Source organism: Streptomyces sp. NPDC047869 (genome assembly GCF_040704065.1).
Classification (GTDB): Bacteria; Actinomycetota; Actinomycetes; order Streptomycetales; family Streptomycetaceae; genus Streptomyces.
Genome location: NZ_JBEYRK010000008.1, coordinates 70,414 through 93,606 on the forward strand (window position 1 = coordinate 70,414; position 23,193 = coordinate 93,606).

The 23,193-nt window shown below is 72.9% G+C and carries 20 protein-coding genes; 5 read left to right on the top strand and 15 right to left on the bottom strand.

The features are described 5' to 3' along the window. Nucleotides 1-98: 98 nt before the first annotated feature. On the top strand, nt 99-962 hold the full coding sequence (locus tag AB0924_RS13095) for a DMT family transporter (protein ID WP_366911480.1): 864 nt from the start codon (nt 99-101) through the stop codon (nt 960-962). Nucleotides 963-1,030: 68 nt separating this feature from the next. On the opposite strand, the gene AB0924_RS13100 is transcribed toward AB0924_RS13095, so the two are convergent. Continuing rightward, a complete protein-coding gene (locus AB0924_RS13100) occupies nt 1,031-2,419 on the bottom strand; it encodes a PLP-dependent aminotransferase family protein (RefSeq protein WP_366911414.1) in 1,389 nt (462 codons plus the stop codon). Between the two features lie 46 nt (nt 2,420-2,465). Between AB0924_RS13100 and AB0924_RS13105 the strand changes: the two genes are divergently transcribed. Beyond that, the gene (locus tag AB0924_RS13105) at nt 2,466-2,966 is read left to right on the top strand and encodes a carboxymuconolactone decarboxylase family protein (RefSeq protein ID WP_358938033.1); all 501 of its coding nucleotides are present in this window, start codon (nt 2,466-2,468) and stop codon (nt 2,964-2,966) included. A gap of 26 nt (nt 2,967-2,992) precedes the next feature. Then, the gene (locus AB0924_RS13110; RefSeq protein ID WP_366911415.1) at nt 2,993-3,715 is read left to right on the top strand and encodes an isocitrate lyase/phosphoenolpyruvate mutase family protein; all 723 of its coding nucleotides are present in this window, start codon (nt 2,993-2,995) and stop codon (nt 3,713-3,715) included. 6 nt (nt 3,716-3,721) lie between these two features. Here the strand turns inward: AB0924_RS13110 and AB0924_RS13115 are convergent, their stop codons facing one another. From AB0924_RS13115 to AB0924_RS13170, 12 genes are all read right to left on the bottom strand, one after another. Further along, nucleotides 3,722-4,681: an ABC transporter substrate-binding protein gene (locus tag AB0924_RS13115; protein WP_358938038.1), complete on the bottom strand. Its 960-nt coding sequence runs from the start codon at nt 4,679-4,681 to the stop codon at nt 3,722-3,724. Nucleotide 4,682: 1 nt separating this feature from the next. Continuing rightward, a complete protein-coding gene (locus AB0924_RS13120; protein ID WP_358938040.1) occupies nt 4,683-6,629 on the bottom strand; it encodes an ABC transporter permease subunit in 1,947 nt (648 codons plus the stop codon). Next, nucleotides 6,629-7,786, bottom strand: a complete 1,158-nt coding sequence (locus AB0924_RS13125) for a glycine betaine/L-proline ABC transporter ATP-binding protein (RefSeq protein ID WP_358938042.1) — start codon at nt 7,784-7,786, stop codon at nt 6,629-6,631. Before AB0924_RS13125 ends, AB0924_RS13120 begins: the two co-directional genes overlap by 1 nt. Beyond that, entirely contained in the window at nt 7,783-9,315 is a 1,533-nt protein-coding gene (locus AB0924_RS13130) for a GMC oxidoreductase (protein ID WP_366911416.1), read from the bottom strand. Before AB0924_RS13130 ends, AB0924_RS13125 begins: the two co-directional genes overlap by 4 nt. Before the next feature lie 74 nt (nt 9,316-9,389). Then, entirely contained in the window at nt 9,390-10,910 is a 1,521-nt protein-coding gene (locus tag AB0924_RS13135; RefSeq protein ID WP_366911417.1) for an aldehyde dehydrogenase family protein, read from the bottom strand. A gap of 180 nt (nt 10,911-11,090) precedes the next feature. Beyond that, on the bottom strand, nt 11,091-11,753 hold the full coding sequence (locus AB0924_RS13140; protein WP_366911418.1) for a hypothetical protein: 663 nt from the start codon (nt 11,751-11,753) through the stop codon (nt 11,091-11,093). Nucleotides 11,754-12,252: 499 nt separating this feature from the next. Beyond that, nucleotides 12,253-12,606: a hypothetical protein gene (locus AB0924_RS13145; protein ID WP_358938050.1), complete on the bottom strand. Its 354-nt coding sequence runs from the start codon at nt 12,604-12,606 to the stop codon at nt 12,253-12,255. Further along, entirely contained in the window at nt 12,593-14,368 is a 1,776-nt protein-coding gene (locus AB0924_RS13150) for a hypothetical protein (protein ID WP_358938052.1), read from the bottom strand. The genes AB0924_RS13145 and AB0924_RS13150 overlap by 14 nt, the downstream gene beginning before the upstream one ends. Nucleotides 14,369-14,541: 173 nt before the next feature. Then, on the bottom strand, nt 14,542-15,531 hold the full coding sequence (locus AB0924_RS13155) for a malate dehydrogenase (protein WP_358938054.1): 990 nt from the start codon (nt 15,529-15,531) through the stop codon (nt 14,542-14,544). A gap of 446 nt (nt 15,532-15,977) precedes the next feature. Beyond that, nucleotides 15,978-17,159, bottom strand: coding sequence for a DUF2690 domain-containing protein (locus tag AB0924_RS13160; RefSeq protein WP_366911419.1), 1,182 nt, complete (start codon nt 17,157-17,159; stop codon nt 15,978-15,980). Between the two features lie 446 nt (nt 17,160-17,605). Beyond that, a complete protein-coding gene (locus tag AB0924_RS13165) occupies nt 17,606-18,079 on the bottom strand; it encodes a DUF3017 domain-containing protein (RefSeq protein ID WP_358938058.1) in 474 nt (157 codons plus the stop codon). Next, nucleotides 18,069-18,923 carry a bifunctional methylenetetrahydrofolate dehydrogenase/methenyltetrahydrofolate cyclohydrolase gene (locus tag AB0924_RS13170; protein ID WP_358938060.1) on the bottom strand — a complete coding sequence of 285 codons (855 nt, stop codon included), beginning with the start codon at nt 18,921-18,923 and terminating at the stop codon, nt 18,069-18,071. The genes AB0924_RS13165 and AB0924_RS13170 overlap by 11 nt, the downstream gene beginning before the upstream one ends. Nucleotides 18,924-19,198: 275 nt before the next feature. On the opposite strand from AB0924_RS13170, the gene AB0924_RS13175 reads away from it, so the two are divergent. Continuing rightward, nucleotides 19,199-19,837, top strand: a complete 639-nt coding sequence (locus AB0924_RS13175; protein ID WP_358938062.1) for an RDD family protein — start codon at nt 19,199-19,201, stop codon at nt 19,835-19,837. 78 nt (nt 19,838-19,915) lie between these two features. On the opposite strand, the gene purH is transcribed toward AB0924_RS13175, so the two are convergent. Both purH and purN read right to left on the bottom strand, forming a co-directional pair. Continuing rightward, nucleotides 19,916-21,487, bottom strand: a complete 1,572-nt coding sequence (purH, locus tag AB0924_RS13180; protein WP_366911420.1) for a bifunctional phosphoribosylaminoimidazolecarboxamide formyltransferase/IMP cyclohydrolase — start codon at nt 21,485-21,487, stop codon at nt 19,916-19,918. Further along, on the bottom strand, nt 21,484-22,122 hold the full coding sequence (purN, locus tag AB0924_RS13185) for a phosphoribosylglycinamide formyltransferase (protein ID WP_358935298.1): 639 nt from the start codon (nt 22,120-22,122) through the stop codon (nt 21,484-21,486). The genes purH and purN overlap by 4 nt, the downstream gene beginning before the upstream one ends. A 282-nt stretch (nt 22,123-22,404) precedes the next feature. Between purN and AB0924_RS13190 the strand changes: the two genes are divergently transcribed. Then, entirely contained in the window at nt 22,405-23,193 is a 789-nt protein-coding gene (locus AB0924_RS13190) for a hypothetical protein (protein ID WP_358935300.1), read from the top strand.

Here is a 23,193-nt window from a genome sequence, read left to right on the forward strand (position 1 = left end):
GTGCGGTGTGCGGCGGTCAGCCTAGGCGGGCGTGCCCGGCTTACCGCAAGGGGCCCCGTGATCCCGCCCTCACCTAGAGTCGGTTCGTGCTGTTCGGAATGGTGTGCGCGCTCGGCGCGGCGGTCTGCTTCGGTACCGCGACGGTGTTGCAGGCGATGGCCGCGCGGGAGGCCGGTACGGGTGGGGGCGGCGAGGTCGCCCTGCTGCTGCGGGCCCTGCGGCAGTGGCGGTACCTGGCCGGTCTCGCGCTGGACGGACTGGGCTTCCTGTTCCAGATCGCGGCGCTGCGCTCGATCCCGATCTACGCGGTGAGCGCGGCGCTGGCCTCCAGCCTGGCGGTGACGGCGGTGGTCGCGGCGCGCCTGCTGCGGGTGCGGCTCAGCGGCACGGAGTGGGGCGCGGTGGGCGTGGTGTGCGCCGGCCTCGCGATGCTCGGCCTGGCGTCGGGGCCGGAGGGCGAGGAGGGCGGTTCGGCCACGCTGAAGTGGGCGATGCTGGCTACGGCGGCCGGTATGGCGGTGCTCGCTCTGCTGGGCGGGCGGCTGTCGGGGCGGATGCGGGCCCTCGTGCTGGGTCTCGGCGCGGGTTTCGGGTTCGGGGTGGTGGAGGTGGCGGTCCGGCTGATCGACTCGCTGCGGCCGGCCCATCTGCTCGCGAATCCGGCTTCCTACGCCCTCCTGATCGGCGGCGGCGCCGCCTTCGTGCTGCTGACCTCGGCCCTGCAACGCGGCTCGGTGACGACGGCGACGGCCGGCATGGTGATCGGCGAGACGATCGGCCCGGCGGCGGTGGGCGTCGTCTGGCTCGGCGACCGCACCCGGGAGGGCCTGGGCTGGCTGGCCGCGCTCGGGTTCGCGGTGGCGGTGGCGGGTGCGCTGGCCCTGGCGCGGTTCGGGGAGGCGCCGGCCGTGGCGGTGGAGGAGGGGGGAGCCCGCTGCGGACCAGAACCGGGACCGGAGTGAACCCCGCTCCGGACCGGGACCGGGAGCAGAAGCGGAGTGAGCCCGCTCCGGACGAGGAAGCCCTCGCTTCACGGCAGCGCCCGGCACAGTGCCTCCAGCGCGCCCGCCCAGGCGCTGTCCGGTGGGGTGCCGTAGCCGACGACCAGGGCGTCGGCGGGTTCGGCGAGGGCTTCGGGGTGCCGGTGGTAGGACAGGCCGTGCAGGGCCAGGCCCTGCCAGGTCGCGGCCTGCACCACCGTCTGTTCGCTGCCGGGCGGCAGCCGCAGCACCGCGTGCAGGCCGGCCGCGATCCCGGTGACCCGGACACCGGGCGCGCGCTCGGCCACGGCGGCGGCGAGGGCGTCACGGCGGCGCCGGTAGCGCAGCCGGGCGGAGCGGACGTGCCGGTCGTAGGCGCCGGAGGTGAGGAACTCGGCCAGGGTGAGCTGGTCCAGCACGCCCACGGTGTCGATCCGGCCCTTGGCCGCGGCCGCCTCCTCCACCAGCGAGGGCGGCAGGACCATCCAGCCCAGCCTGAGACCGGGGGCGAGGGACTTGCTGGTGGTGCCGAGGTGGACGACCCGGCCGGGGTCCAGGCCCTGGAGGGCCCCGACGGGCTGGCGGTCGTAGCGGAACTCGCCGTCGTAGTCGTCCTCCAGGACCAGGGCGCCGGTGCGCCGCGCCCACTCCACCACCGCCGCCCGCCGGTCGGGGTGCAGGGCGGTGCCCATGGGGAACTGGTGGGCGGGCGTGAGGAGTACGGCCCCCTCGCCGGTCAGCGCGCCTGTGTCGGTGCCGAGTTCGTCGTACGGCAGGGCGGGCGTGGCGAGGCCCGCGTCGCGCAGCAGCTCCCAGTGGGTGTCGAGCCCGTAGGACTCCACCGCCACCGAGCGCACCCCGCGGGCCCGCAGCAGCGCGCCGAGGACGCGCAGGGCGTGCGAGAAGCCGGCGGTGATCAGGATCGTCTCGGGGTCGGCGCGGACGCCCCGGACACGGGCGAGGTAGCCGGCGAGGGCGGTGCGCAGTTCGGGACGGCCGCGCGGGTCGCCGTAGCCGAGGGCGTCGAAGGGGGCGGTGGCCAGGGCGCGGCGGGCGGCCTTGAGCCACTCGGTGCGCGGGAAGGCGGCGAGGTCGGGGGTCCCGGGGACGAGGCTGTACGCCGGGCGGCCCGGCGGCCGGCGGCGGGGCGCGTCCACCGCGGGCGGGATCACCGCACGCTCCGCCACCCGGGTGCCGGAGCCCTGGCGGGCGGTGAGCCAGCCCTCGGCGACCAGGTCGGCGTAGGCCTCGGCGACGGTGTTGCGGGCGATGCCGAGGTCACCGGCGAGGGAGCGGGAGGACGGCAGCCGGGTGCCGGGGGCGAGGCGGCCGGTGCGGACCGCGTCCCGCAGCGCGTCGGTCAGGCCGCGGCGCAGGCCACCGGTCCCGGCCGGTTCCAGATGGAGGTCCACGCCCAGATTGGCCCAGGGATTCGCCATGGAAATGGACCATACTCCTGGGCTGCCCGGCTCCTAGGGTCGAACCATGAGCAACGCACAGGAAACTGTCGAGTACGCCACCGAACACGCCCCGCGCCTGGAGTGGGCCCGGCACGCGCCCGAGGTCTACAAGGCGATGGTCCGCCTGGACACCGCCGCCAGGCAGGGCCTTGACCCCAAGCTGTACGAGCTGGTGAAGATCCGCGCCTCCCAGCTCAACCACTGCGCCTTCTGCCTCGACATGCACACCAAGGACGCGCTCGCCGCGGGCGAGAGCGTGGAGCGGATCGTGCAGCTCAGCGCCTGGGAGGAGTCCCGGCACTTCTACACGGAGAAGGAGCTGGCGGCGATCGAGCTGACCGAGGCGGTCACCGTGCTGACCGAGGGCTTCGTACCGGACGAGGTGTACGACCGGGCCGCCAAGCGGTTCGAGGAGGCCGAGCTGGCGCAGCTGATCGCCGCGATCACGGTGATCAACGCGTGGAACCGCTTCGGTGTGACGACCCGGATGACACCCGGCCACTACCAGCCGGGGCACCACGGGTGAACCGCCCCGCCGGGGAGTCGCCGGCCGTGAGCGGGGCGGACCTGTTCCGCGCGCTGCACCGACGGCGCCCCCAGGGCGATCCTCTGGTGCTGCCCGGCCCGTGGGACGCGGCGAGCGCCCGGGCGTGCGTGGATGCCGGGTTCCCGGCGCTGGCCACTCCCAGCGCCGGGGTCGCCGCCTCCCTCGGCCACGAGGACGGCGAGACCCCCGCCGACGAGATGTTCGCGGCGGTGGCCCGGATCGCCCGGGCAGTGGACGTGCCGGTGTCGGCGGACGTCGAGGGCGGCTACGGGCTCGCGCCGGAGGAGCTGGTGGAGCGGCTGCTGGAAGCGGGTGTGGTGGGCTGCAACCTCGAGGACTCGGGAGCGGGGGGTGTCCTCAAGGACCCGCAGGAGCACGCCGAGTACCTCGCCGAGGTCCGCTCGGCCGCCGCCGACCGGCTGTTCGTCAACGCCCGCGTCGACACCTTCGTCCACGGCGACGGCGACCCGGAACAGGCCATCGCACGTGCCGCGCTGTACGTGGCGGCGGGCGCGGACTGCGTGTACCCGATCCTCGCGCCGCCGGATGTGCTGCCCCTGCTGCGGTCGGGCATCCAGGGCCCGCTCAACATGGTGGCCCGGCTGGACGGCGAGGGCCCCTCGCCCGCCGTGCTCGGCGAACTCGGGGCCACTCGCGTCACGTTCGGTCCGGGACTCCAGCGACGGGCCGCGGCCGCGCTGGGCGAGATCGTCGCCGGACTGCGCTGAGCCGGCTCAGGACAACCACTTCTTCCAGACGGACGGGTGGCTGTCCACCCACTTCTTCGCCGCGTCCTGCGGGCTCAGCTTCTGGTCGGCGATCATCAGGGAGACCTCGTTCTGGTCCTCGGTCGTCCACTTGAACTTCTTCAGGAAGGCCGCCGCCTCGCCACCGGACTTCGCGAAGCCGGAGTTGAGGTACTTCTGCAGCGGGGTGTGCGGATAGGCGCAGGTGATCTTGGCCGTGTCCGCGTCGCAGCCCTCCTTGTACGGCGGCAGCTTCACCTCCGTCATGGGGACCTTCTTGAACAGCCACTGCGGCGCGTACCAGTACGTCAGGAAGGGCTTCTTCTCCTTGGCGAACTGCTTCATCTGGGTGATCTGCGCCGCCTCGGAACCGGCGAAGACGACCTGGTAGTCGAGCTTCAGATTCTTCACCAGCGCCTTGTCGTTGGTGACGTAGGACGGGGAGCCGTCCATGAGCTGGCCCTTGCCGCCGCTCTCCGCGGTGCGGAAGAGGGAGGTGTACTTGTTCAGGTTGTGCCAGTCGGTGATGTCCGGGTGCTGCTTGACCAGGTACGTGGGGACGTACCAGCCGATGTGCCCGGTCACCCCGAGGCCGCCGCCGGGCGCGATCGTCCTCTTGTCCTCGACGTACCGCTTCTCCTGGTCCGGGTGGCCCCAGTCCTCCAGGATGGCGTCGACCCGGCCCTGGCTGAGCGCGTCCCAGGCGGGGACCTCGTCGACCTGGACGGTGTCGACGCGGTAGCCCAGCTTGTGCTCCAGCAGGTACTGGGCGACGGCCACGTTGGACTGGGCGCCCACCCAGGACTGCACGGACAGGGTGACGGTCTTCGAGCCCCGCGCGTTGGCGAAGGGGCTGGCCTGCTTGGTCATGTCGGCGGCGCCGCAGCCGGTGAGCAGCGCGAGGGCGGACACACCCGCGGCCACCGTGAGAGTCGTACGGAATCGCATGTCACGCTCCCTTCTTCGCGCGTCGTTCGGTGGGCTGGGTCACCCGGTCGAGCATCAGGCCGAGGCAGACGATGGCCGCGCCGGCCACCAGGCCGGTCGCCAGGTCGCCCTGGGCGAGGCCGAAGGCGACGTCGTAGCCGAGGGCGCCACCGCCGACCAGGCCGCCGATGATGACGACGGCGAGGACCAGGACCACGCCCTGGTTGACGGCGAGCAGCAGCGAACGGCGGGCCAGCGGGAGCTGCACCTGCCAGAGCTGCTGGCGGCCGGTCGCGCCGAGCGAGCGCGCGGACTCCAGGGCGGCCGGATCGACCTGGCGCAGGCCCTGGGCGGTGATCCGGACGACGGCCGGCAGCGCGTACACGACGGCCGCGGCGACGGCCGGGGCGCGGCCGACGCCGAACAGGGCGACTACCGGGATGAGGTACACGAACTGCGGCATCGTCTGGAAGACGTCGAGCACGGGACGCAGAGCGCGTTCGACGCGGTCGCTGCGGGCCGCGGCGATGCCGGTGGCGAAGCCCAGGACGAGGGTGACGGCGACGGCGGCGAGCACCTGGGAGAGGGTGTCGAGGGAGGGCTTCCACACCCCGAGCACACCGATCGCGGCCATGGCGAGGACGGCGGTCAGGGCGGTGCGCCAGGTGCCGATCAGCCAGGCCAGCGCGGCGACGACCAGCAGCACCGCCCACCAGGGCAGCCACTGCAGTCCGTCACGGACCGGGTCGAGCACCCAGGTGGTGAAGTGGCCCGCCCAGTCGGCGGTGCCGCCGACCACCGGGACACCGGAGTACAGGTGGGCCGTCATCCAGTCGACGGCGCGGTTGACCGGCTCGGCGATCGGCAGGGTCCAGCCGCCGGGCCAGTCGAGGGCGCCGAGGAGGCGGGTGGCCAGGGCGACGGCCACGGTGACGGCGAGGGCGTAGGGCCAGCCGATGGTGCGGGGGCGGCCGGCCGCCGGCGTGCCGTCGCCGGCCGCCGCGGTGACGCGGTCCAGGACGACGGCGAGCAGCACGATCGGGATGCCCGCGGCGAGGGCCGCGCCCACGTCGACGGAGGCGAGGGCCTGGTAGACGCGGTCGCCGAGGCCGCCGGCGCCGATGACGGAGGCGATGACGGCCATGGACAGGGCCATCATGATCGTCTGGTTGAGGCCGAGCAGGAGTTCCTTGCGGGCCAGCGGGATACGGGCCGTCAGCAGCCGCTGGCGGGCGGTGGCGCCGAGCGACTCCACGGCCTCCAGGACCTCGGGGTCGGCACCGCGCAGACCGAGCGCGGTGAGCCGGGCCATCGGCGGGGCGGCGTAGACGACGGTGGCGAGCACGGCCGCGGGCACGCCGATGCCGAAGACCAGGACGACGGGGAGGAGGTAGGCGAACGCCGGGAGCACCTGCATGGTGTCCAGCACCGGGCGCAGCGCGCGGTTCAGGCGGTCGGAGAGGCCGGCGGCCAGACCGAGCAGGGCGCCCACGGCCACGGAGGCGAGGACCGCGACCACCATGAGGGCCAGGGTCTGCATGGTCGGCACCCACATGCCGAGCACTCCGCAGGCCAGCAGGGCGGCGGCCGTGCCGGCGGCCAGCCGGATCCCGGCGACGCGCCAGGCGACCAGGGCTCCGAAGGCGGTGACGCCCGCCCAGCCCGCGGCGAGCAGGGTGAGGTAGACGCCGCGTACGGACAGGACGACCGCGTTGCTGATGTAGCCGAAGAAGTAGAGGAACAGCGGGTGGCTGTCGCGGTTGTCGATCACCCAGTCGCTGGCGCCGGCCAGGGGCTTGGAGAGGTCGACGGTGAGGGCGCCGGGCCAGGACGCGCTGCCCCAGCGGGTGTGGACCAGGGGCACGATGACCGCGGCGGCCACGGCCAGCAGGAGGAGCTTGGCCGCGGCGCGGTGTCTCAGGACGCCGGGGAGGTGCGTGCGGGGGGCTGTCGCGGTGACCGTTGCCATCAGACGCCCTCCGTGCCGGTGCTGAGGGCGGGCGGGGTCGCCTCGCGGCCCTGGGCGGGTACGGCGGCGTCCGCGCCGTCGCCGGCGGCCGGCGAGGGGCCGGTGCCGGCGACCACGTTCAGCAGCTGCTCGTGGCCGACCACTCCGACGCACTTGCCCTCGTTCATCACGCGGGCCGGGGCGCCGGCGCGGGCCACTGCCTCGATGGCCTCGGCGACGGTGGCCTCCGGGCGGACGGCGGGGCCGTTGCCGGCCTCCTCCAGGGACGCGGGGCGCATGGCGCTGCGGCAGGTCACCACCTGCTCGCGCGGCACGTCCCGGACGAACTCGCGGACGTAGTCGTCGGCCGGGGCGGAGACGATCTCCTCGGGTGTGCCGAGCTGGACGACGCGGCCGTCGCGCATCAGGGCGATGCGGTCGCCGAGCTTCAGCGCCTCGGAGAGGTCGTGGGTGATGAAGACCATGGTGCGGCCCTCCTCGCTGTGCAGGCGGGCCACCTCTTCCTGCATGTCGCGCCGGATCAGCGGGTCGAGGGCGCTGAACGGCTCGTCGAAGAGGAGGACCTCGGGGTCGACGGCGAGTGCGCGGGCGAGTCCGACGCGCTGGCGCTGGCCGCCGGAGAGCTGGGCGGGGCGGCGCTTCTCCATGCCTTCGAGGCCGACCTTGGCGACCACTTCGGCGGCCCGCTCGCGCCGCTCGGACCGGCCGACGCCCTGGATCTCCAGGCCGTAGGCGACGTTGTCGAGGACCGTGCGGTGCGGGAGCAGACCGAAGTGCTGGAAGACCATCGCGGCCCGGTGGCGGCGCAGTTCGCGCAGGCGGGTGCGGTCCATGGCGCGCACGTCCTCGCCGTCGATGGCGATGGTTCCGGCGGTGGGCTCGATGAGCCGGGTCAGACAGCGCACGAGGGTGGATTTGCCGGACCCGGACAGGCCCATCACCACGAAGACCTCGCCCTTGCGCACGTCGAAGGAGACGTCCCGGACGGCGGCCGTGCAGCCGGTGCGGGAGCGCAGCTCGGCGGGGCCCAGGGTGCTCAGCTCCGGGTCGCCCGGGACGCGGCCGGCCTTGGGGCCGAACACCTTCCACAGTCCGTCGACCGAGAAGACGGGGGCGTCGGTGGTGGGCGGCTTACGGGTGGGAACGGTGAGCGTCATCGCGCGTCACCTCCGATCAGATCGACGGCTTTCTCCCCGACCATGAGCACCCCGATCATGGGGTTGACCGCCGTCATGGTCGGGAAGACGGAGGCGTCGGCGATACGGATGCCGTCGAGGCCGCGCACGCGCAGCTCGGGGTCGACGACGGCGAGCGGGTCGTCGGCGGCGCCCATCCGGCAGGTGCCGGCCGGGTGGTAGACGGTGTGCGCGACCTTGCGGGCGTACTCGCTCAGTTCGGCGTCGTCCTGGACCTCCGGGCCGGGGCAGACCTCGCGCTTGAGCCAGCCGGCCAGCGGCTCGGCCTTGGCGATCTCGCGGGCGATGCGGATGCCGTCGACGAGCGTCCGCGCGTCGTAGTCGTCCTCGTCGGTGAAGTAGCGGAAGTCCAGTGCGGGCTTCACGGACGGGTCGGCGCTGGTGAGGTAGAGGCGGCCGCGGCTCTTCGGCTTGGGGATGTTCGGGGTCATCGAGACGCCGAACTCCGGCCGCTGGTAGCCCAGTCGCTCCGGGTTGTCGGTGAACGGGATCTGGTAGAAGTGGAACATCAGGTCCGGGCCCGGGTGTTCGGGGTCGCGGCGCACGAAGAGGCCCGCGTCGGAGTCCATCGCGGAGTTCTCCGGGATCGGCCCGTTCGTCTCCCAGACGATCACCGACTCGGGGTGGTCCAGCAGGTTCTCGCCGACGCCGGGCAGGTCGTGCGCGACGGGGATGCCGAGCGCCTCCAGGTCCTCGCGCGGGCCGATGCCGGAGTGCATGAGCAGGCGGGGCGAGTCGACGGCGCCCGCGCACAGCACGACCTCGTTGCGGGCCCGTATCAGCAGTTCCTCGCCGTCCTTGGTGCGCACGTGCACGCCCTCGGCGCGGGTGCCGTCCAGCTCCAGCTTGTACGCCCAGGTCTCCAGCAGGACGTGGAGGTTGGGGCGTTGGTCCATGACGGGGTGCAGATAGGCCACCGACGCGGAGGAGCGCTTGTTGTTCTCGGGGTGGTAGGCGAGGTCGAAGAAGCCGACGCCCTCGGTGAACGGCTGCTTGTTGAAGCCCTCGACGCGCGGGACGTCGAGCGCGGTCTGCGCGGCGTCGACGAAGTCGCGTGCGATGGCGTTGCGGTCCTTCTCGTCGACGGAGACGATGTTGTTCTTCAGGCGGGCGAAGTAGGCCTCCATGGGCACGGCGCCCCAGCCCTTGGCGCCGGCCTCCTCCCACTCGTCCCAGTCGGACGGGAGCGGCTTGAAGGAGATGAGGGTGTTGTGGGAGGAGCAGCCGCCCAGCACCCGGGCCCGGCTGTGCCGGATGTGCGAGTTGCCGCGGGGCTGTTCGGTGGTCGGGTAGTCGTAGTCGAGTTCACCGCCGAGCAGGCCCATCCAGCGGCGCAGCGTCAGCACGTCGTCGCGGCCGACGTCGCTGGGACCGCCCTCGATGACGGCGACGGTCACGTCCGGGTTCTCCGTCAGCCGCGAGGCGATGACGGAACCGGCCGTTCCGCCGCCGATGACGACGTAGTCGAATTCGTGGGTGTGATCGGGCATCGGGTGGTTACTCCTGGAGGGTGGGAGGAAGTTCAGGGTGCGAGAAGCGGTTCGCCGGCGGGGCTGGTGGGGGCTCAGCCGGCGAACCAGCGCACCGGCTTCGGCGCCAGGTTCTGGTAGACGTGCTTGGTCTCGCGGTACTCGGCGAGGCCGGCGGGGCCGAGTTCACGCCCGGTGCCGCTCTTGCCGAAGCCGCCCCACTCCGCCTGCGGCAGGTAGGGGTGGAAGTCGTTGATCCAGACGGTGCCGTGGCGCAGCCGTCCCGCGACGCGCCGGGCGCGGCCCGCGTCGGCGGTCCAGACGGCGCCCGCGAGGCCGTACTCGGTGTCGTTGGCGAGGAACACCGCCTCCTCCTCGGTGCGGAAGGTCTCGACGGTGAGGACCGGGCCGAAGACCTCCTCGCGTACGACCCGCATCTCGCGGTGACAGGCGTCGAGGACGGTCGGCTCGTAGAAGTAGCCGCTCTCCGGACGGGTTTCGGACGGCTCGGGACGCTTGCCGCCGCAGCGCAGCACCGCGCCCTCCTCGAGCGCGGAGGCGACGTACGACTCGACCTTGGCGCGCTGCTGGGCGGAGACGAGCGGGCCGCACTCGACACCGTCCTCGGTGCCCCGGCCGAGCCTGATCCGCTGGGCGCGGCGGGCGAGTTCGGTGACGAAGCGGTCCCGGACCGACTCCTCGACGATCAGCCGGCCGCCCGCCGAGCACACCTGGCCGCTGTGGATGAAGGCGGCGTTGAGGGCCTGGTCGACTGCGGTGTCGAAGCCCTCCTCGGTGGCGCAGGCGTCGGCGAAGACCACGTTGGGGTTCTTGCCGCCGAGTTCGAGGGCGACCTTCTTGACGGTGGGGGCGGCGGCCTGGGCGACCTTGGTGCCGCTGACCAGGCCGCCGGTGAAGGAGACCAGGTCGACGTCGGGGTGCTCGGCGAGCCGGGCGCCCACGGTGTGGCCGGGGCCGGTGACCAGGTTGGCGACACCGGGGGGCAGACCGGCCTCACGGAGCAGGTCGATCAGCGCGATGGTCGTCATAGGGGTGATCTCGCTGGGCTTGATCACGAAGGTGTTGCCGGCCGCGAGCGCGGGGGCGATCTTCCAGCTCGCCTGGAGCAGCGGGTAGTTCCAGGGGGTGATCAGGGCGCAGACGCCGACCGGTTCGTGGACGACGACGCTGTGGATGTCGGGTGAGCCCGCGTCGACCACCCGGCCGGGAGCCTCGCCCGCGACCAGGTCGGCGAAGTAGCGGAAGGCGTCGGCGACGCAGTCGATGTCGACGCGGCCCTCCTCGACGGTCTTGCCCGCGTCCCGGCTCTCCAGCAGGCCGAGTTCCTCGCGGTCGCGCACGAGGAGGCCGGCGACGCGGCGCAGCAGCGCTGCGCGCTCGGCGACCGGCGTGCCGGGCCAGGGTCCGCGGTCGAACGCCTGCCTGGCGGCGGCCACCGCCCGTTCCGCGTCCTTCTCGTCACCCTCCGCGACCAGGGCGAACCGCCGGGCGTCCGCGGGGTCGAGGATCTCGCGCGTCGCGCCGGAGGCCGCTGCCAGCCATTCCCCTCCCGCGTGGATCGTCGCCTGGTCCTGTCGTTCCGTTCTGTCCGCCATGATCGGTATTGCCTTCCGTTCCTGTTCGGTGCCCGTGTGTCACGCAGGGGGCGTGCTCAGGGACCGTCGCCGCCTGCCCACGACTGCGGGCCTGCATGCCGAATCAGTGGCCCACAGTGCGCGGCGTCACTGAAAATTCGTGCGAAAACAGACAGAAACGGGTTATCTACGGCGCGGCGCTCAGTCCATCGGCGGGTCACAGCCCGTGTCGGGCGGGCAGAAGCGGCTCAGCGCGGTGTCGAGCAGCTTCAGCTCGTCGTCGCCGCCGTTCTTGTCGGAGCCGTAGGCGGCGATGGCGTAGATCCGCCCGTCCACGGCGATGAAGCGCTCGTCGTAGACGTGCCAGACGCCGACGTCCGGTTCGCCCTTGATGCTGTCGGCCAGGTATTCCATGCGTGAGCCGACGAAGTCGCCCTCGTCGAGGTTGAGCAGGGAGAGCTTCTGGAATCCCGGCGGCTTGGCGGTCGTGTCGGACAGGTACGTCTCGAACGACTCGTCCGGGGACCCCTCCGCCACCTGGTAGATCTGCAGCCGGTGCTTCTGGTCCGGGCTGCGGTAGTTGACGATCCTGATGCCGTAGGAGGAGGGGAGCGTCGACCGCGACCAGCCCTTGGGACGCGCGATCCGGAAGCCCTCGCCGTCGTCGTACGACTCCCAGTCCGCGGGCAGCGGGCTCGCCGAGGGGGAGGGCGTGGTGACGTCCTCCGTGGCGGAGGCGGAGCCGGACGGGCCGTCGGACGGCACCGGGGAGTCCGTGACCGCGGAGGCGCTCGGCGAGCCGGCCGCCGGTGCGGACCGGTCGTGGTCATCGGACCCGACCAGGAAGGTCAGGACGAGGCTCACGGCGACACCGAACACGGCGGCGCCCACAACGACGGTCCAGACCGTTCTCCGGCTGGGCCCGCCGGTGCGCGCCGGCGCCGGCCCGGGCGGCACGGGCCACTCGGGCGAGGACCAGCCCGCCCCACCCGCTTCAGTGCCGCTCGGTCCGCCCGGCGTGCCGACGGAGGCGCCCGGCCAGGGGCCTTGCCCGACGGCGGACGAGTCAGGCCACGGCTGCGCGGGCGGTGCCTGCCGGGGCACCGTGGGCGCCGCAGGCACGGACGGCACCGACGGCGTCGGCTCGGGCACCGGGGGAACGGATTCCGGGTGGACGGAATCCGGCGGGACGGACGCGCCCTCGGCGGCCGTCGGTGGCCCGGCCGGGGGCCACACGGGCGCCCGGTCCGGCATGGCCGGCGGTGGCGATGTCACCGGCGCGCCGGCCTGCCCCGTCTCGCTGTCCTCCCAGCGTTGGGTCTCCTCGTTCCAGTACCGCGCTCCCCCGCTCATGGCCTCCGCCTCACAGCCCCACCAGGCCGGCCAGCGTGCCCGCCGAGGCGAGCAGGCCGACCAGCGCCTGGGAGTCGTCGAGCAGCCGGCGCAGGCGCTCGCGGCGGGACGGGGCGGCCTGGCCGGTGCGGGTGATCTCGTCCTCCGTGTCCGCGAGGGCGGCGTCGAGTTCCGCCGTCCGGTCGTCGGCCCGTACCCGTGCCAGATCGGCGCGCAGCTCGCGCACGGCCAGCAGCAGCTCCTCTGCCGCCGCGTCGCGCGGCGCGGCCGTGCCGTGGTGGCTCTCGGCGTGCGCGCGCTCGCCGATGGCGAAGGTGCTGTGCGAGACATCGCCGATGCTGACCCTCGGCTCATCCGTTGCCATCTGCGTCGGCTCCCTTCTGCGGCTCGCCGCCGCCGTGCGTCGAGGAGGCGGAGGCGTTGTCGCCGACGGCGAAGGTGCTGCCCTCGACCCTGCCGATGTGCACGCCCCCGTTGCTGATGTTGTTGATCTGCTGGACGAACTCGCCGGTCTGGTAGCCGGCTTCGGTGAGCGCGGCGCGCACCCCGTTCGCCACCCGGTCCTGGATGCTCTTCAGGTAGCGGGAGGCGTCCATCCCCTGGAACTGCGAACCGGTCTCGGCCGAGCCCAGTTCACGGACGGAGAGCGCGGGCCCGTCCGGCAACGCGTTCGCGTACCCGCCCGTCAGCTGCCGCCAGCCGTACGCCACGGCCCTGCCGAGGACGATCAGGGATCCGGCCGCGGAGCCCGGCACCCGGGTGACGGCCCAGACCGCCTTGCCCAGCGCGTTGTTGTGCTGGTACCGGTGGGCCGTACGGTCGGCCTCCTTGAAGACCGGGCGCACCGGCGGCAGCACGTGCGGGGCGATCTCCAGCATGAGCATCCGGCCCTGGGTGTGGACGCGCACGAAGACCGTGACGACCAGTTCCTCCTCCCAGCCGCCGACGCGGACGCGCAGGAAGTGCCGGCGCTTCTCGGCACCCTCCTCGACCGCGTGCGCCCGGTGCTCCTCGAAGGCCTGCGGCAGATACGGCGCGTCGTCGCGGCGCAGCAGGCCCTCCGCGGGCAGGAACACGCACTCGTCGATCTCCAGCCAGCGCAGCCGGTCGCGCACCCCGGGCCCCGCGTACTCCGCGGGCAGCCGGAGCCGCTCCACCAGCGGCCGGATCTTCTCCAGCACCAGCCGGTTGCTGATCGGCTGCTGCTTCTTCAGCGCGTCGGGCTTCAGCTCGACGGCCAGCACCCAGTCCTCCTGTGCCACACCGGCCCCGCAGAACGGACGCGCCTCGTGGTACATGATCAGCGGCGCGTGCTGCTCCGTGCGGATGCGGTGCTTGAGCCACTGGAACCGACGGTTCTCGCCCTGCTCGGCGGGGTCGTTGGCGGCGTCGGGGAAGCTCTGCGGGGACAGCTCGGCGGTCATGACGCGGGCGAACTGGCCGCGCTGGGCCGCCAGGCACACGGCGACGAGCACGAGGACGACCAGGGCGGCCCAGGCCTGCCAGGCCTTGAAATGGGCCCCGGAATCACCGGAGCCCGGCAGGAAGACGTCGCTCAGGCTCGGCGAGTCGGAGCTTCCGTACGAGTCGTACGAGTCGTACGAGCTGCCGTAGGAGTCGTACGAGGTGCCGCCGTCGTCCCCGCCGCCGAACGCGGCGACCAGGGTGAACCCCAGCATCAGCGCGAGCAGGATGCGGCCCCACCAGCGGAACAGGAAGGCGGGCACCACGCGGTACAGAGGGGCCACCGGCGAGCGGCCCCTGATCCGGACGCCGATCGCGAGGTACAGGCTGGGCAGCAGGTAGAGGGCCAGCAGACCCCGGGTCAGCGCCGCTCCCACCAGCCACAGGCCGATGACCGCCCCGGCCCACTGGAGCTCCCGCCGGCGGGCGCGCAGTGCGTGCGCGAGGACGCGGGCGGCGTCGAGACCGAGCGAGGGCGCCACGAACCGCTGCTCGTTGAGGTGCAGTTCGTCTATCACCCGGTCCCGGTAACCGGGATCCAGGTACGTGCCCGCGCACAGCAGCCGGGTGGCCTCGCTGGCGTGCGGTGGGGTGGGCGGCGCTGCGGATGGTGCCGCCGCGGGCGTCGGCTGCGGTTGCTGCGGCACGAATGCGGTGTTCACGCGATTCCCCCGAGGCGTGGTGAGTCACTCGTTGAAGAGGTGAGTTGACGAACCATCAGCATAGGGCAACGGTGTGACACGGGGCGGGCCCGCGCCCGCATGCGAGCGGGCCCCGCTCCGGTTGCTCCGGAGCGGGGCCCGCTCATGCGCACGGCGTCACCGCCGCGGGTGTCTCAGATGAGGCCGAGGCCGCGGACCGCCTCGCGCTCCTCCTCGAGCTCCTTGACGGAGGCGTCGATGCGAGCGCGGGAGAACTCGTTGATGTCCAGGCCCTGGACGATCTCGTACTTGCCGTCCTTGGTGGTGACCGGGAAGGAGGAGATCAGGCCCTCCGGGACGCCGTAGGAGCCGTCCGACGGGATGCCCATGGAGGTCCAGTTGCCCTCGGCGGTGCCGTTGACCCACGTGTACACGTGGTCGATGGCGGCGTTGGCGGCGGAGGCGGCGGACGAGGCGCCACGGGCCTCGATGATCGCGGCACCGCGCTTGGCGACGGTCGGGATGAAGTCCTCGGCCAGCCACTTCTCGTCGTTCACGACCTCGGCGGCGTTCTTGCCGGCGACCGTGGCGTGGAAGATGTCCGGGTACTGGGTGGCGGAGTGGTTGCCCCAGATGGTCAGGCGCTTGATGTCGGCGACCGTCGAGCCCGTCTTCTTCGCGAGCTGGGTCAGCGCGCGGTTGTGGTCGAGGCGGGTCATCGCGGTGAAGCGCTCGGCCGGTACGTCCGGCGCGGCGGCCTGGGCGATCAGCGCGTTGGTGTTGGCCGGGTTGCCGACGACCAGGACCTTGATGTCGTCCGCGGCGTGGTCGTTGATGGCCTTGCCCTGCGGCTTGAAGATGCCGCCGTTGGCCTCGAGCAGGTCGCCGCGCTCCATGCCCTTGGTGCGGGGGCGGGCGCCGACGAGCAGGGCCACGTTGGCGCCGTCGAAGGCGACGTTCGGGTCGTCGCTGATCTCGATGCCCTGAAGGAGCGGGAAGGCGCAGTCGTCCAGCTCCATGGCCGTGCCCTCGGCGGCCTTCAGCGCGGGCGTGATCTCCAGGAGGCGCAGCTTGACCGGCACGTCCGCGCCGAGCAGCTGGCCGGAGGCGATGCGGAAGAGCAGGGCGTAACCGATCTGGCCGGCCGCGCCGGTGACGGTGACGTTCACGGGAGTGCGGGTCATGGCGTTCTCCGTATGACAGCTGGCGGTGGGGCGGCACGGCCCCGGATGATCGATCTCTTGGCATCAAGAGAATCCAGCGGTCAGGCTATCGCGCATCCGCCATGCGAGACGTCCGGGGCCCTGTGGCCCAGCCCACAAGTCGTGCTGCCGGGTCGTGGGGGCGGGTCGACGGGAGTACGGGTGAGGCGGCCGCCCGTCCGGGAGAGGGGGACGGAGACGGCCGCCGGTGGGGGTACCGGACTGCCGGACTCCCGTGGGGGTACGGTTCGCGTGCCCAGGTTCCCGGGGCCCATGCGCCCCGTACCGGAAATCCACCCGAACGGGCCCTTCCACTTGCCGTCCCGCCCGCGGCCGCCTCTTTCGCCCCGCCGCCGGCCCGCCGCTTCGCGCGACCCGTCGGTCCACTGCCCAGCGCGCCCCGTCGGCCCGCCGCTTCGCGCGGTCCGCTACTTCGTGCAGCCCGTCTGCCCGGAGGCGAGGGTCGCGCACGCCTCGGCCTCGGCCGCGTCCTTCACGGCGACCATCGGCGTGTAGGCGATGGTGTCCCCGGCGGTGGTGATGTCGCCCCGCTGGCGCGCCTTGCCGGCCGAGACCTGGACCTGGTCGCCCTGGACGCCGCCGGTTATCCGTCCCCAGGCCGCGCCGCAGGTTCGGCTGTAGCGCACTTCGAGGGTGGCCGCGCCGACGGTGGCGGTCTTCGCGGTGCTCACCAGGCTGCCGCTGCAGCCCATCGTCTCCGCGTCCTTGCCGGTGCAGGCCGAGCCGGCGCACTTGACCCCGGCGGGCAGGCTGGGGCGGGTACTGGCGGACGGGGAGGGCGACTTCGTGGCGCCCTCGTTCTTGCCGCCGCCCCGGTTCGTGAGCAGGAAGACGGCCGCGACGACGACGAGGACGGCGCCGGCACCCGCGAGGAACATCGTCAGCCGCCGCTTGCCGCCCGGCCCCTTGGCGGAACGGCTGCCCGCGGCGCCCGCCGGCTGCTGCGGCCCGCCGTACGGAGGCGGCGGAACCGGCGGGTGGCCCGCGCCGTCCGGCACGGGCACGGAACGCGTGCCCGTGCGGCCGCTCGCCCGCGACGGGCCCTCGTAGCCCGCGAGACCCCAGGAGTTGACCTCGGGGGCCGGGCCGTGGCCCGCCCGCTCGCGGTCGTCGGCGTCGGACGCCGTCGGCTGGGCCGGCACCCGGGGCGGGGCGCCGGCGAGGCCGGCACCCGGGGCCGCGGTGGTGCCGGTGCCCCGGTGGGCCGTCCGCGTACCGCCCGTCCCCTGGGCCTCGGCCTCGGCCGCCCCGAACTCCCCGAGCGCGGCGCGCGCCTGGGAGATACGAATCTGCTCCATGGTCCGGTCGTGCCGCATCTCCGCACGGCTCCAGGCCCGCTCGGCCAGCTCCCACATCGTGGTGAGGTGGACCGGGTGGGTACCGGTGACCTCGGCGAGCGCCACGATCGCGCCCTTGGGCGCGAGGAGCCGGCCGCCCAGGTAACGCTCCCAGGACGTCTTGCTGTAGCCGGTCCGGTCCGCCAGCGCCGCGATGCTCAGGCCGCTGCGGTCCACGAGCGCCCGCAACTGGCTCGTGAACTCCTTGATCTGCGGATCCAGCTCGTCCGGCAAGGCTTTCCATCGAGGCATCGTGCTTCCCCCTCTTCCCCCCGGTTGGTGCTGTTGGTTCCCCGCGCCGTTCCCCGCGCGTGACCCTCGCGCCGGTCCGGTCCGTTCCCGGCGCGACATCGTTCTGGCCTACCCACAGGGATGTGCCGACCAAGGATCCCAGTTCCCGGAGCGGGGGCGCACGGGAGCACCGGTTCCACCGGTCGCGCACCCGCCTCCACGGAGCTTTCGTAACGTAGCGCCGATTCACCGGGACAGCGACATGGCCCGCACACATGTGGCAGTGCGCGGACACCGTAGCGGAACGGTCACTTCCGTGCCACAGCGCGCGGACAGCCGTTGAACTGGCCGTTCACGGCAGGGAAGGCTTACGTCCTGACGGCGGTCCGTCCTTGCTCGGGGGAGGGGACGGGCCGCCGTTCACGGCACGGCCACCGAACGGCCCGTCAGGAGCCGTGCCGGTGGCGCTACTTGGCCAGCGTGAAGTGCAGTACGTCTTTCAGGAACGGAATGCTCAGCCAGGGGTTGGGCTGGACCGTCATCGCCAGCAGCACGATGGCGAGACCCAGGACGCCGTAGGTGACGATGTCCGTGAACCGCGAACGGACGGCGAGCATGCCGACGCCCGGCAGCGCCCAGCGCAGGGCCGCGCCGGCCAGCAGCGCGGCGCCGATCAGCAGGGTGCCGTAGCGGAACACGTCGAGCGCGGTCAGCAGCAGGCCGAGCGCGACGGCGGACAGCACGACGAGCATCGGCCACTGCCGGGCGGGCGCCGGAGCGTCACCCGGGGCGGCCCGGCCGCCGCCCTCCGGGCGGGCGGTGTCCCTGGTGAACAGCGGGAAGCGGCGCGTGACACGTCGCGGGCGCCCCTGCGCGTCGGGGGCGCTGATCGCGTCGCGGGCCGTCGGTCCGGTCGCCGTACGGTCGTCCTCAGCCGGCACTGCGCTCCGCCGCCTCGACCACGTTGACCAGCAGCTGCGCCCGGGTCATGGGGCCCACACCGCCCGGGTTCGGGGAGATCCAGCCGGCCACCTCCATCACGTCCGGGTGGACGTCGCCGACGATCTTGCCCTCGGCGTTGCGGGAGACACCGACGTCCAGCACGGCCACGCCCGGCTTGACGTCCTCGGCGCGGATCAGGTGCGGGAAGCCGGCCGCCGCGATGATGATGTCGGCCCGCTTGAGGTGGGCGGACAGATCACGGGTGCCGGTGTGGCACTGGGTCACGGTGGCGTTCTCGCTGCGGCGGGTGAGCAGCAGCGGCATCGGGCGGCCGATGGTCACACCGCGGCCGACGACCACGACCTCGGCGCCCTTGATCTCGACGCCGTGGGCCCGCAGCAGGCTGATGATGCCGTTGGGGGTGCAGGGCAGCGGCGCCGGCTCGTTCAGCACGAGCCGGCCGAGGTTCATCGGGTGCAGGCCGTCGGCGTCCTTGGCCGGGTCCATCAGCTCCAGGATGCGGTTCTCGTCGATGCCCTTGGGCAGCGGGAGCTGCACGATGTAGCCGGTGCAGGCCGGGTCGTCGTTCAGCTCCCGGACGACCGCCTCGATCTCCTCCTGGGTGGCGGTGGCGGGCAGCTCGCGCTGGATGGAGGCGATGCCGACCTGGGCGCAGTCACGGTGCTTGCCGGCGACGTACTTCTGGCTGCCGGGGTCCTCCCCGACCAGGATCGTGCCGAGGCCGGGCGTGACGCCCCTCTCCTTCAGCGCCGCCACGCGGGCGGTCAGATCGGACTTGATCGCGGCTGCGGTGGCCTTGCCATCGAGAATCTGGGCGGTCATGCCCCCATCCTCGCGGATGACCGGCCCCCGGTTCCAATCCGGGTCCCCGCCGTCCAGCACCTGGGACGCCCCGGCGGTGGGCCTGGATGTCCGGACATGATCGACGATGTTGCACTTGCACAACGCATCGCGAATCCGGCTGGACAAGAACTCGCCTCCCCGACGACGATGAACGGCGCAGTATCGCGGTCCGGTTGGGGGGCAAACCGCTCAGATCCTGACGTACCTCCGTTCCTTCCGCGTCGTCCCCGCAGATCAAACGGAGGAATTCCGCCATGAGTTTCGGCTCGCCCAACCCCTATGGTCAGCCGCAGGAGCCGCAGCAGGGTTACGGTCAACCGCAGCAGCCGGGTTACCCGCAGGCTCCGCAGGGCGTGCCGCCGCAGCAGGGCTACGGCTACCCCCAGCAGCCCGGCTACCCGCAGGCCCCGCAGGGCGTGCCGCCGCAGCAGGGCTACGGCTACCCCCAGCAGCCGGGTTACCCGGGTTACCCGCAGCAGGGCGGGTACGGGATGCAGCCGCAGTACGCGAACTGGGGTCAGCGGTTCCTCAGCAAGCTGATCGACACGATCATCTACATGGTCGCCTACGTCCCCCTCGCCGTCATCGGCGCCAAGGCGGGCACCCCGCTGCTGACGCTGGTCGGTTTCCTGCTCGGCATCGGCGTCCTCGTCTGGCAGGTGGTCCAGGAGGGCAAGACCGGCCAGACCGTCGGCAAGAAGGCGCTCGGCATCCGCACGCTCAAGGAGGACACCGGTCAGCCGCTCGGCGGCGGCATGGCGTTCGTGCGCCAGCTCGCCCACATCATCGACGGGCTGCCCTGCTACCTCGGTTACCTCTGGCCCGCGTGGGACTCCAAGCGCCAGACGTTCGCCGACAAGATCTGCGGCTCGATCGTGATCCGCAACCCGTGAGCTGAGCACCCGCACGACGAAGCGGCCTCCGGCCCCCGCGAAGGGGGGCCGGAGGCCGCTTCTCGTCGCCCCGCGGGCTCAGTGGAAGAAGTGGCGCGTACCGGTGAAGTACATGGTCACGCCCGCCTTCTTGGCCGCCTCCACGACCTGCTCGTCACGGATCGAGCCGCCCGGCTGGACAATCGCCCGGACCCCGGCGCCGATGAGGATCTCGGGGCCGTCGGGGAAGGGGAAGAAGGCGTCGGAGGCCGCGTAGGCGCCACGGGCGCGCTCCTCCCCGGCCCGCTCGACGGCCAGCTTGCAGGAGTCGACGCGGTTGACCTGGCCCATGCCGACGCCGACCGAGGCGCCGCCCTTGGCGAGCAGGATCGCGTTGGACTTCACCGCGCGGCAGGCCTTCCAGGCGAAGGCGAGCTCGGCCAGCTCGGTCTCGCCCAGGGCCTCGCCGCTGGCGAGCGTCCAGTTGGCCGGGTCGTCGCCCTCGGCCTGCAGCCGGTCGGTCACCTGCAGCAGCACACCGCCGTCGACCGCCTTGACCTCGACCGGGCCGGCCGGGCCGTTCGGGGCCTTCAGGACCCGGATGTTCTTCTTCTTGGCGAGGGCCTCCAGGGCCCCCTCCTCGTAGCCGGGCGCGACGATGACCTCGGTGAAGATCTCCGCGACCTGCTCGGCCATCTCCTTGCTGACCGGCCGGTTCACGGCGATGACGCCGCCGTACGCGGAGACCGGGTCGCAGGCGTGCGCCTTGCGGTGCGCCTCGGCGACGTCCGCGCCGACCGCGATGCCGCAGGGGTTGGCGTGCTTGATGATCGCGACGCAGGGCTCGTCGTGGTCGTACGCGGCACGGCGGGCGGCGTCCGTGTCCGTGTAGTTGTTGTACGACATCTCCTTGCCGTGCAGCTGCTCGGCCTGCGCGAGGCCGGCGCCGCCGGCCTCGACGTAGAGGGCGGCCGGCTGGTGCGGGTTCTCGCCGTAGCGCAGGGTGTGCGCGCGCTCCCAGGTGGCGCCGAGGAAGTCGGGGAACGACGACTCGTCGACGGGGGCGTAGAAGGAGGCGAACCAGGAGGCGACGGCCACGTCGTAGGCGGCCGTGTGCTGGAAGGCCTCGGCGGCGAGCCGCTTGCGGGTGGCGAGGTCGAAGCCGCCGGCCGCCGCGGCGGCGAGGACGTCGGCGTACCGCTCCGGGCTGGTCACCACGGCCACCGACGGGTGGTTCTTGGCGGCGGCGCGGACCATCGACGGGCCGCCGATGTCGATCTGCTCCACGCACTCGTCCTCGGAGGCGCCGGAGGCGACGGTCTCGCGGAACGGGTAGAGGTTGACGACGACCAGGTCGAACGGCTCCACGCCCAGCTCGGCGAGCTGCTCGCGGTGGCTGTCGAGACGCAGGTCGGCGAGGATGCCCGCGTGCACCTTGGGGTGCAGCGTCTTGACCCGGCCGTCCAGGCACTCGGGGAAGCCGGTCAGCTCCTCGACCTTGGTGACGGGGACACCGGCGGCGGCGATACGGCCGGCCGTGGAACCGGTGGAGACCAGCTCGACGCCGGCCTCGTGCAGGCCGCGCGCGAGGTCTTCCAGGCCGGTCTTGTCGTAGACGCTGACGAGCGCCCGGCGAATGGGCCGCTTGGTGCTCTCGGCGGTGGCGGTCACTGGATAACTACCTTTCGTCCCTCAATGCGATAGCCGTTGCGGGCGAGCCGCCCCACGACCTCGACGAGCAGCCTTCGCTCGACTTCCTTGATGCGCTCGTGCAGCGCGTTCTCGTCGTCCTCGTCCCGGACCTCGACCACGCCCTGGGCGATGATCGGCCCGGTGTCGACGCCGTCGTCGACGAAGTGGACGGTGCAGCCGGTGACCCTGGCGCCGTAGGCGAGCGCGTCGCGCACGCCGTGGGCCCCGGGAAAACTGGGCAGCAGGGCCGGGTGGGTGTTGACGAACCGCCCGCCGAACCGCGCGAGGAACTCCTTGCCGACGATCTTCATGAAGCCGGCGGAGACCACGAGGTCGGGCTGGTGCGCGGCCACGGCCCCGGCGAGGGCCGCGTCCCACTCCTCCCTGGTCCCGTGGTCCTTCACCCGGCACACGAAGGTCGGCAGTCCGGCCCGTTCGGCGCGGGCGAGCCCCTCGACACCGGCGCGGTCGGCCCCGACGGCCACGATCCGCGCGCCGTACTCCTCCGCGCCGGTGCGCTCGATCTCGTCCAGGAGCGCCTGGAGATTGGTGCCGGATCCGGAGACCAGCACGACGAGTCGCTTGACCGCTCGGCCAGCGGGGGTGGCGGCCACGGCGGGGCCCTTTCTCGGTGAGCGACATGTCCGGCCGGCGGTTTGTGCGTTCGCACCAATGCTTCGCGCCCCGGGATACGGGGAAGTCTACGAAGCGGCCGACCGTCAGCAACGATACCGGCACTCCGGAAGGCCCCCTCGGGACGGGGGCGTGGCCGGAAGGTAGCGTTCGGAGGGAATCACGAAGGAGCAACCCCGGGAACGCGGTCGCCGTGCGGTGCGTTCACGGGGTGGAAGCTCAACGCGGACATCCGCGCTCACCTAGGGGAAGACGCTCTTTTGATGCCCGATCGCAGCCTGCGACTCCTCACGTTCCCGCCGCTTCGGGCCCAGCGAGGCGAGCGTGCCGGCGTGCTGCTCCGGGAGCGTCCGGCCTCGCCGCCCGAGGCGCCGTCGGACGGCCGGGACGGCGACGGGCACAGTGGCGAGCGGCAGGACGACAACCCGTTCGCGCCACCGCCGGAGGGCACCCCGGACCAGCCGTGGCGGCCCCGCCGTCCCGAGGGGTCCGCGGGCCCCGAGGGCGGGGCCCCGTGGGGCAGCCAGTGGAGCGACCGCCAGCCCGGCCGCTCCCCCGGCGGCTTCGGTGAGCGTCCCGGCAGCCGGCCCGAAGGCCCCGGACCGGGCGGCCCGTCCGGCCCCGGCATGCGGTGGGACCCGACGGACCCGGCCCAGCGCCGCGCGCGCTACGCCCTGCTGTCCGGCATGTGGGCCGTCTTCTTCGCCCTGTTCAGCTGGCCGTACGTGGCGCTGCTGCTGGGCGCGCTGGCCCTGTACTGGGGCATCAGCGCCCTGCGCGCCAAGCCCCGCGATCCCGGCCCGGACGCCCCCGCCGCCGCCCAGGCCCCCGCTCCGGCGCCGGGCGCCCGCCCGCAGACCACGGCGGCGATCAGCGGCCTGGTCACGGCCGGCCTGGCCCTGCTGCTGGTGGGCATGACCTTCACGGTCCAGCTCGTCTACAGCGACTACTACACCTGCGTCAGCGACGCCCTGACCCAGCAGGCCAAACAGTCCTGCGACCAGCACCTGCCGAAGGAGCTGCGCGGGGTGCTGGGGGTCGGCGACGGCTGA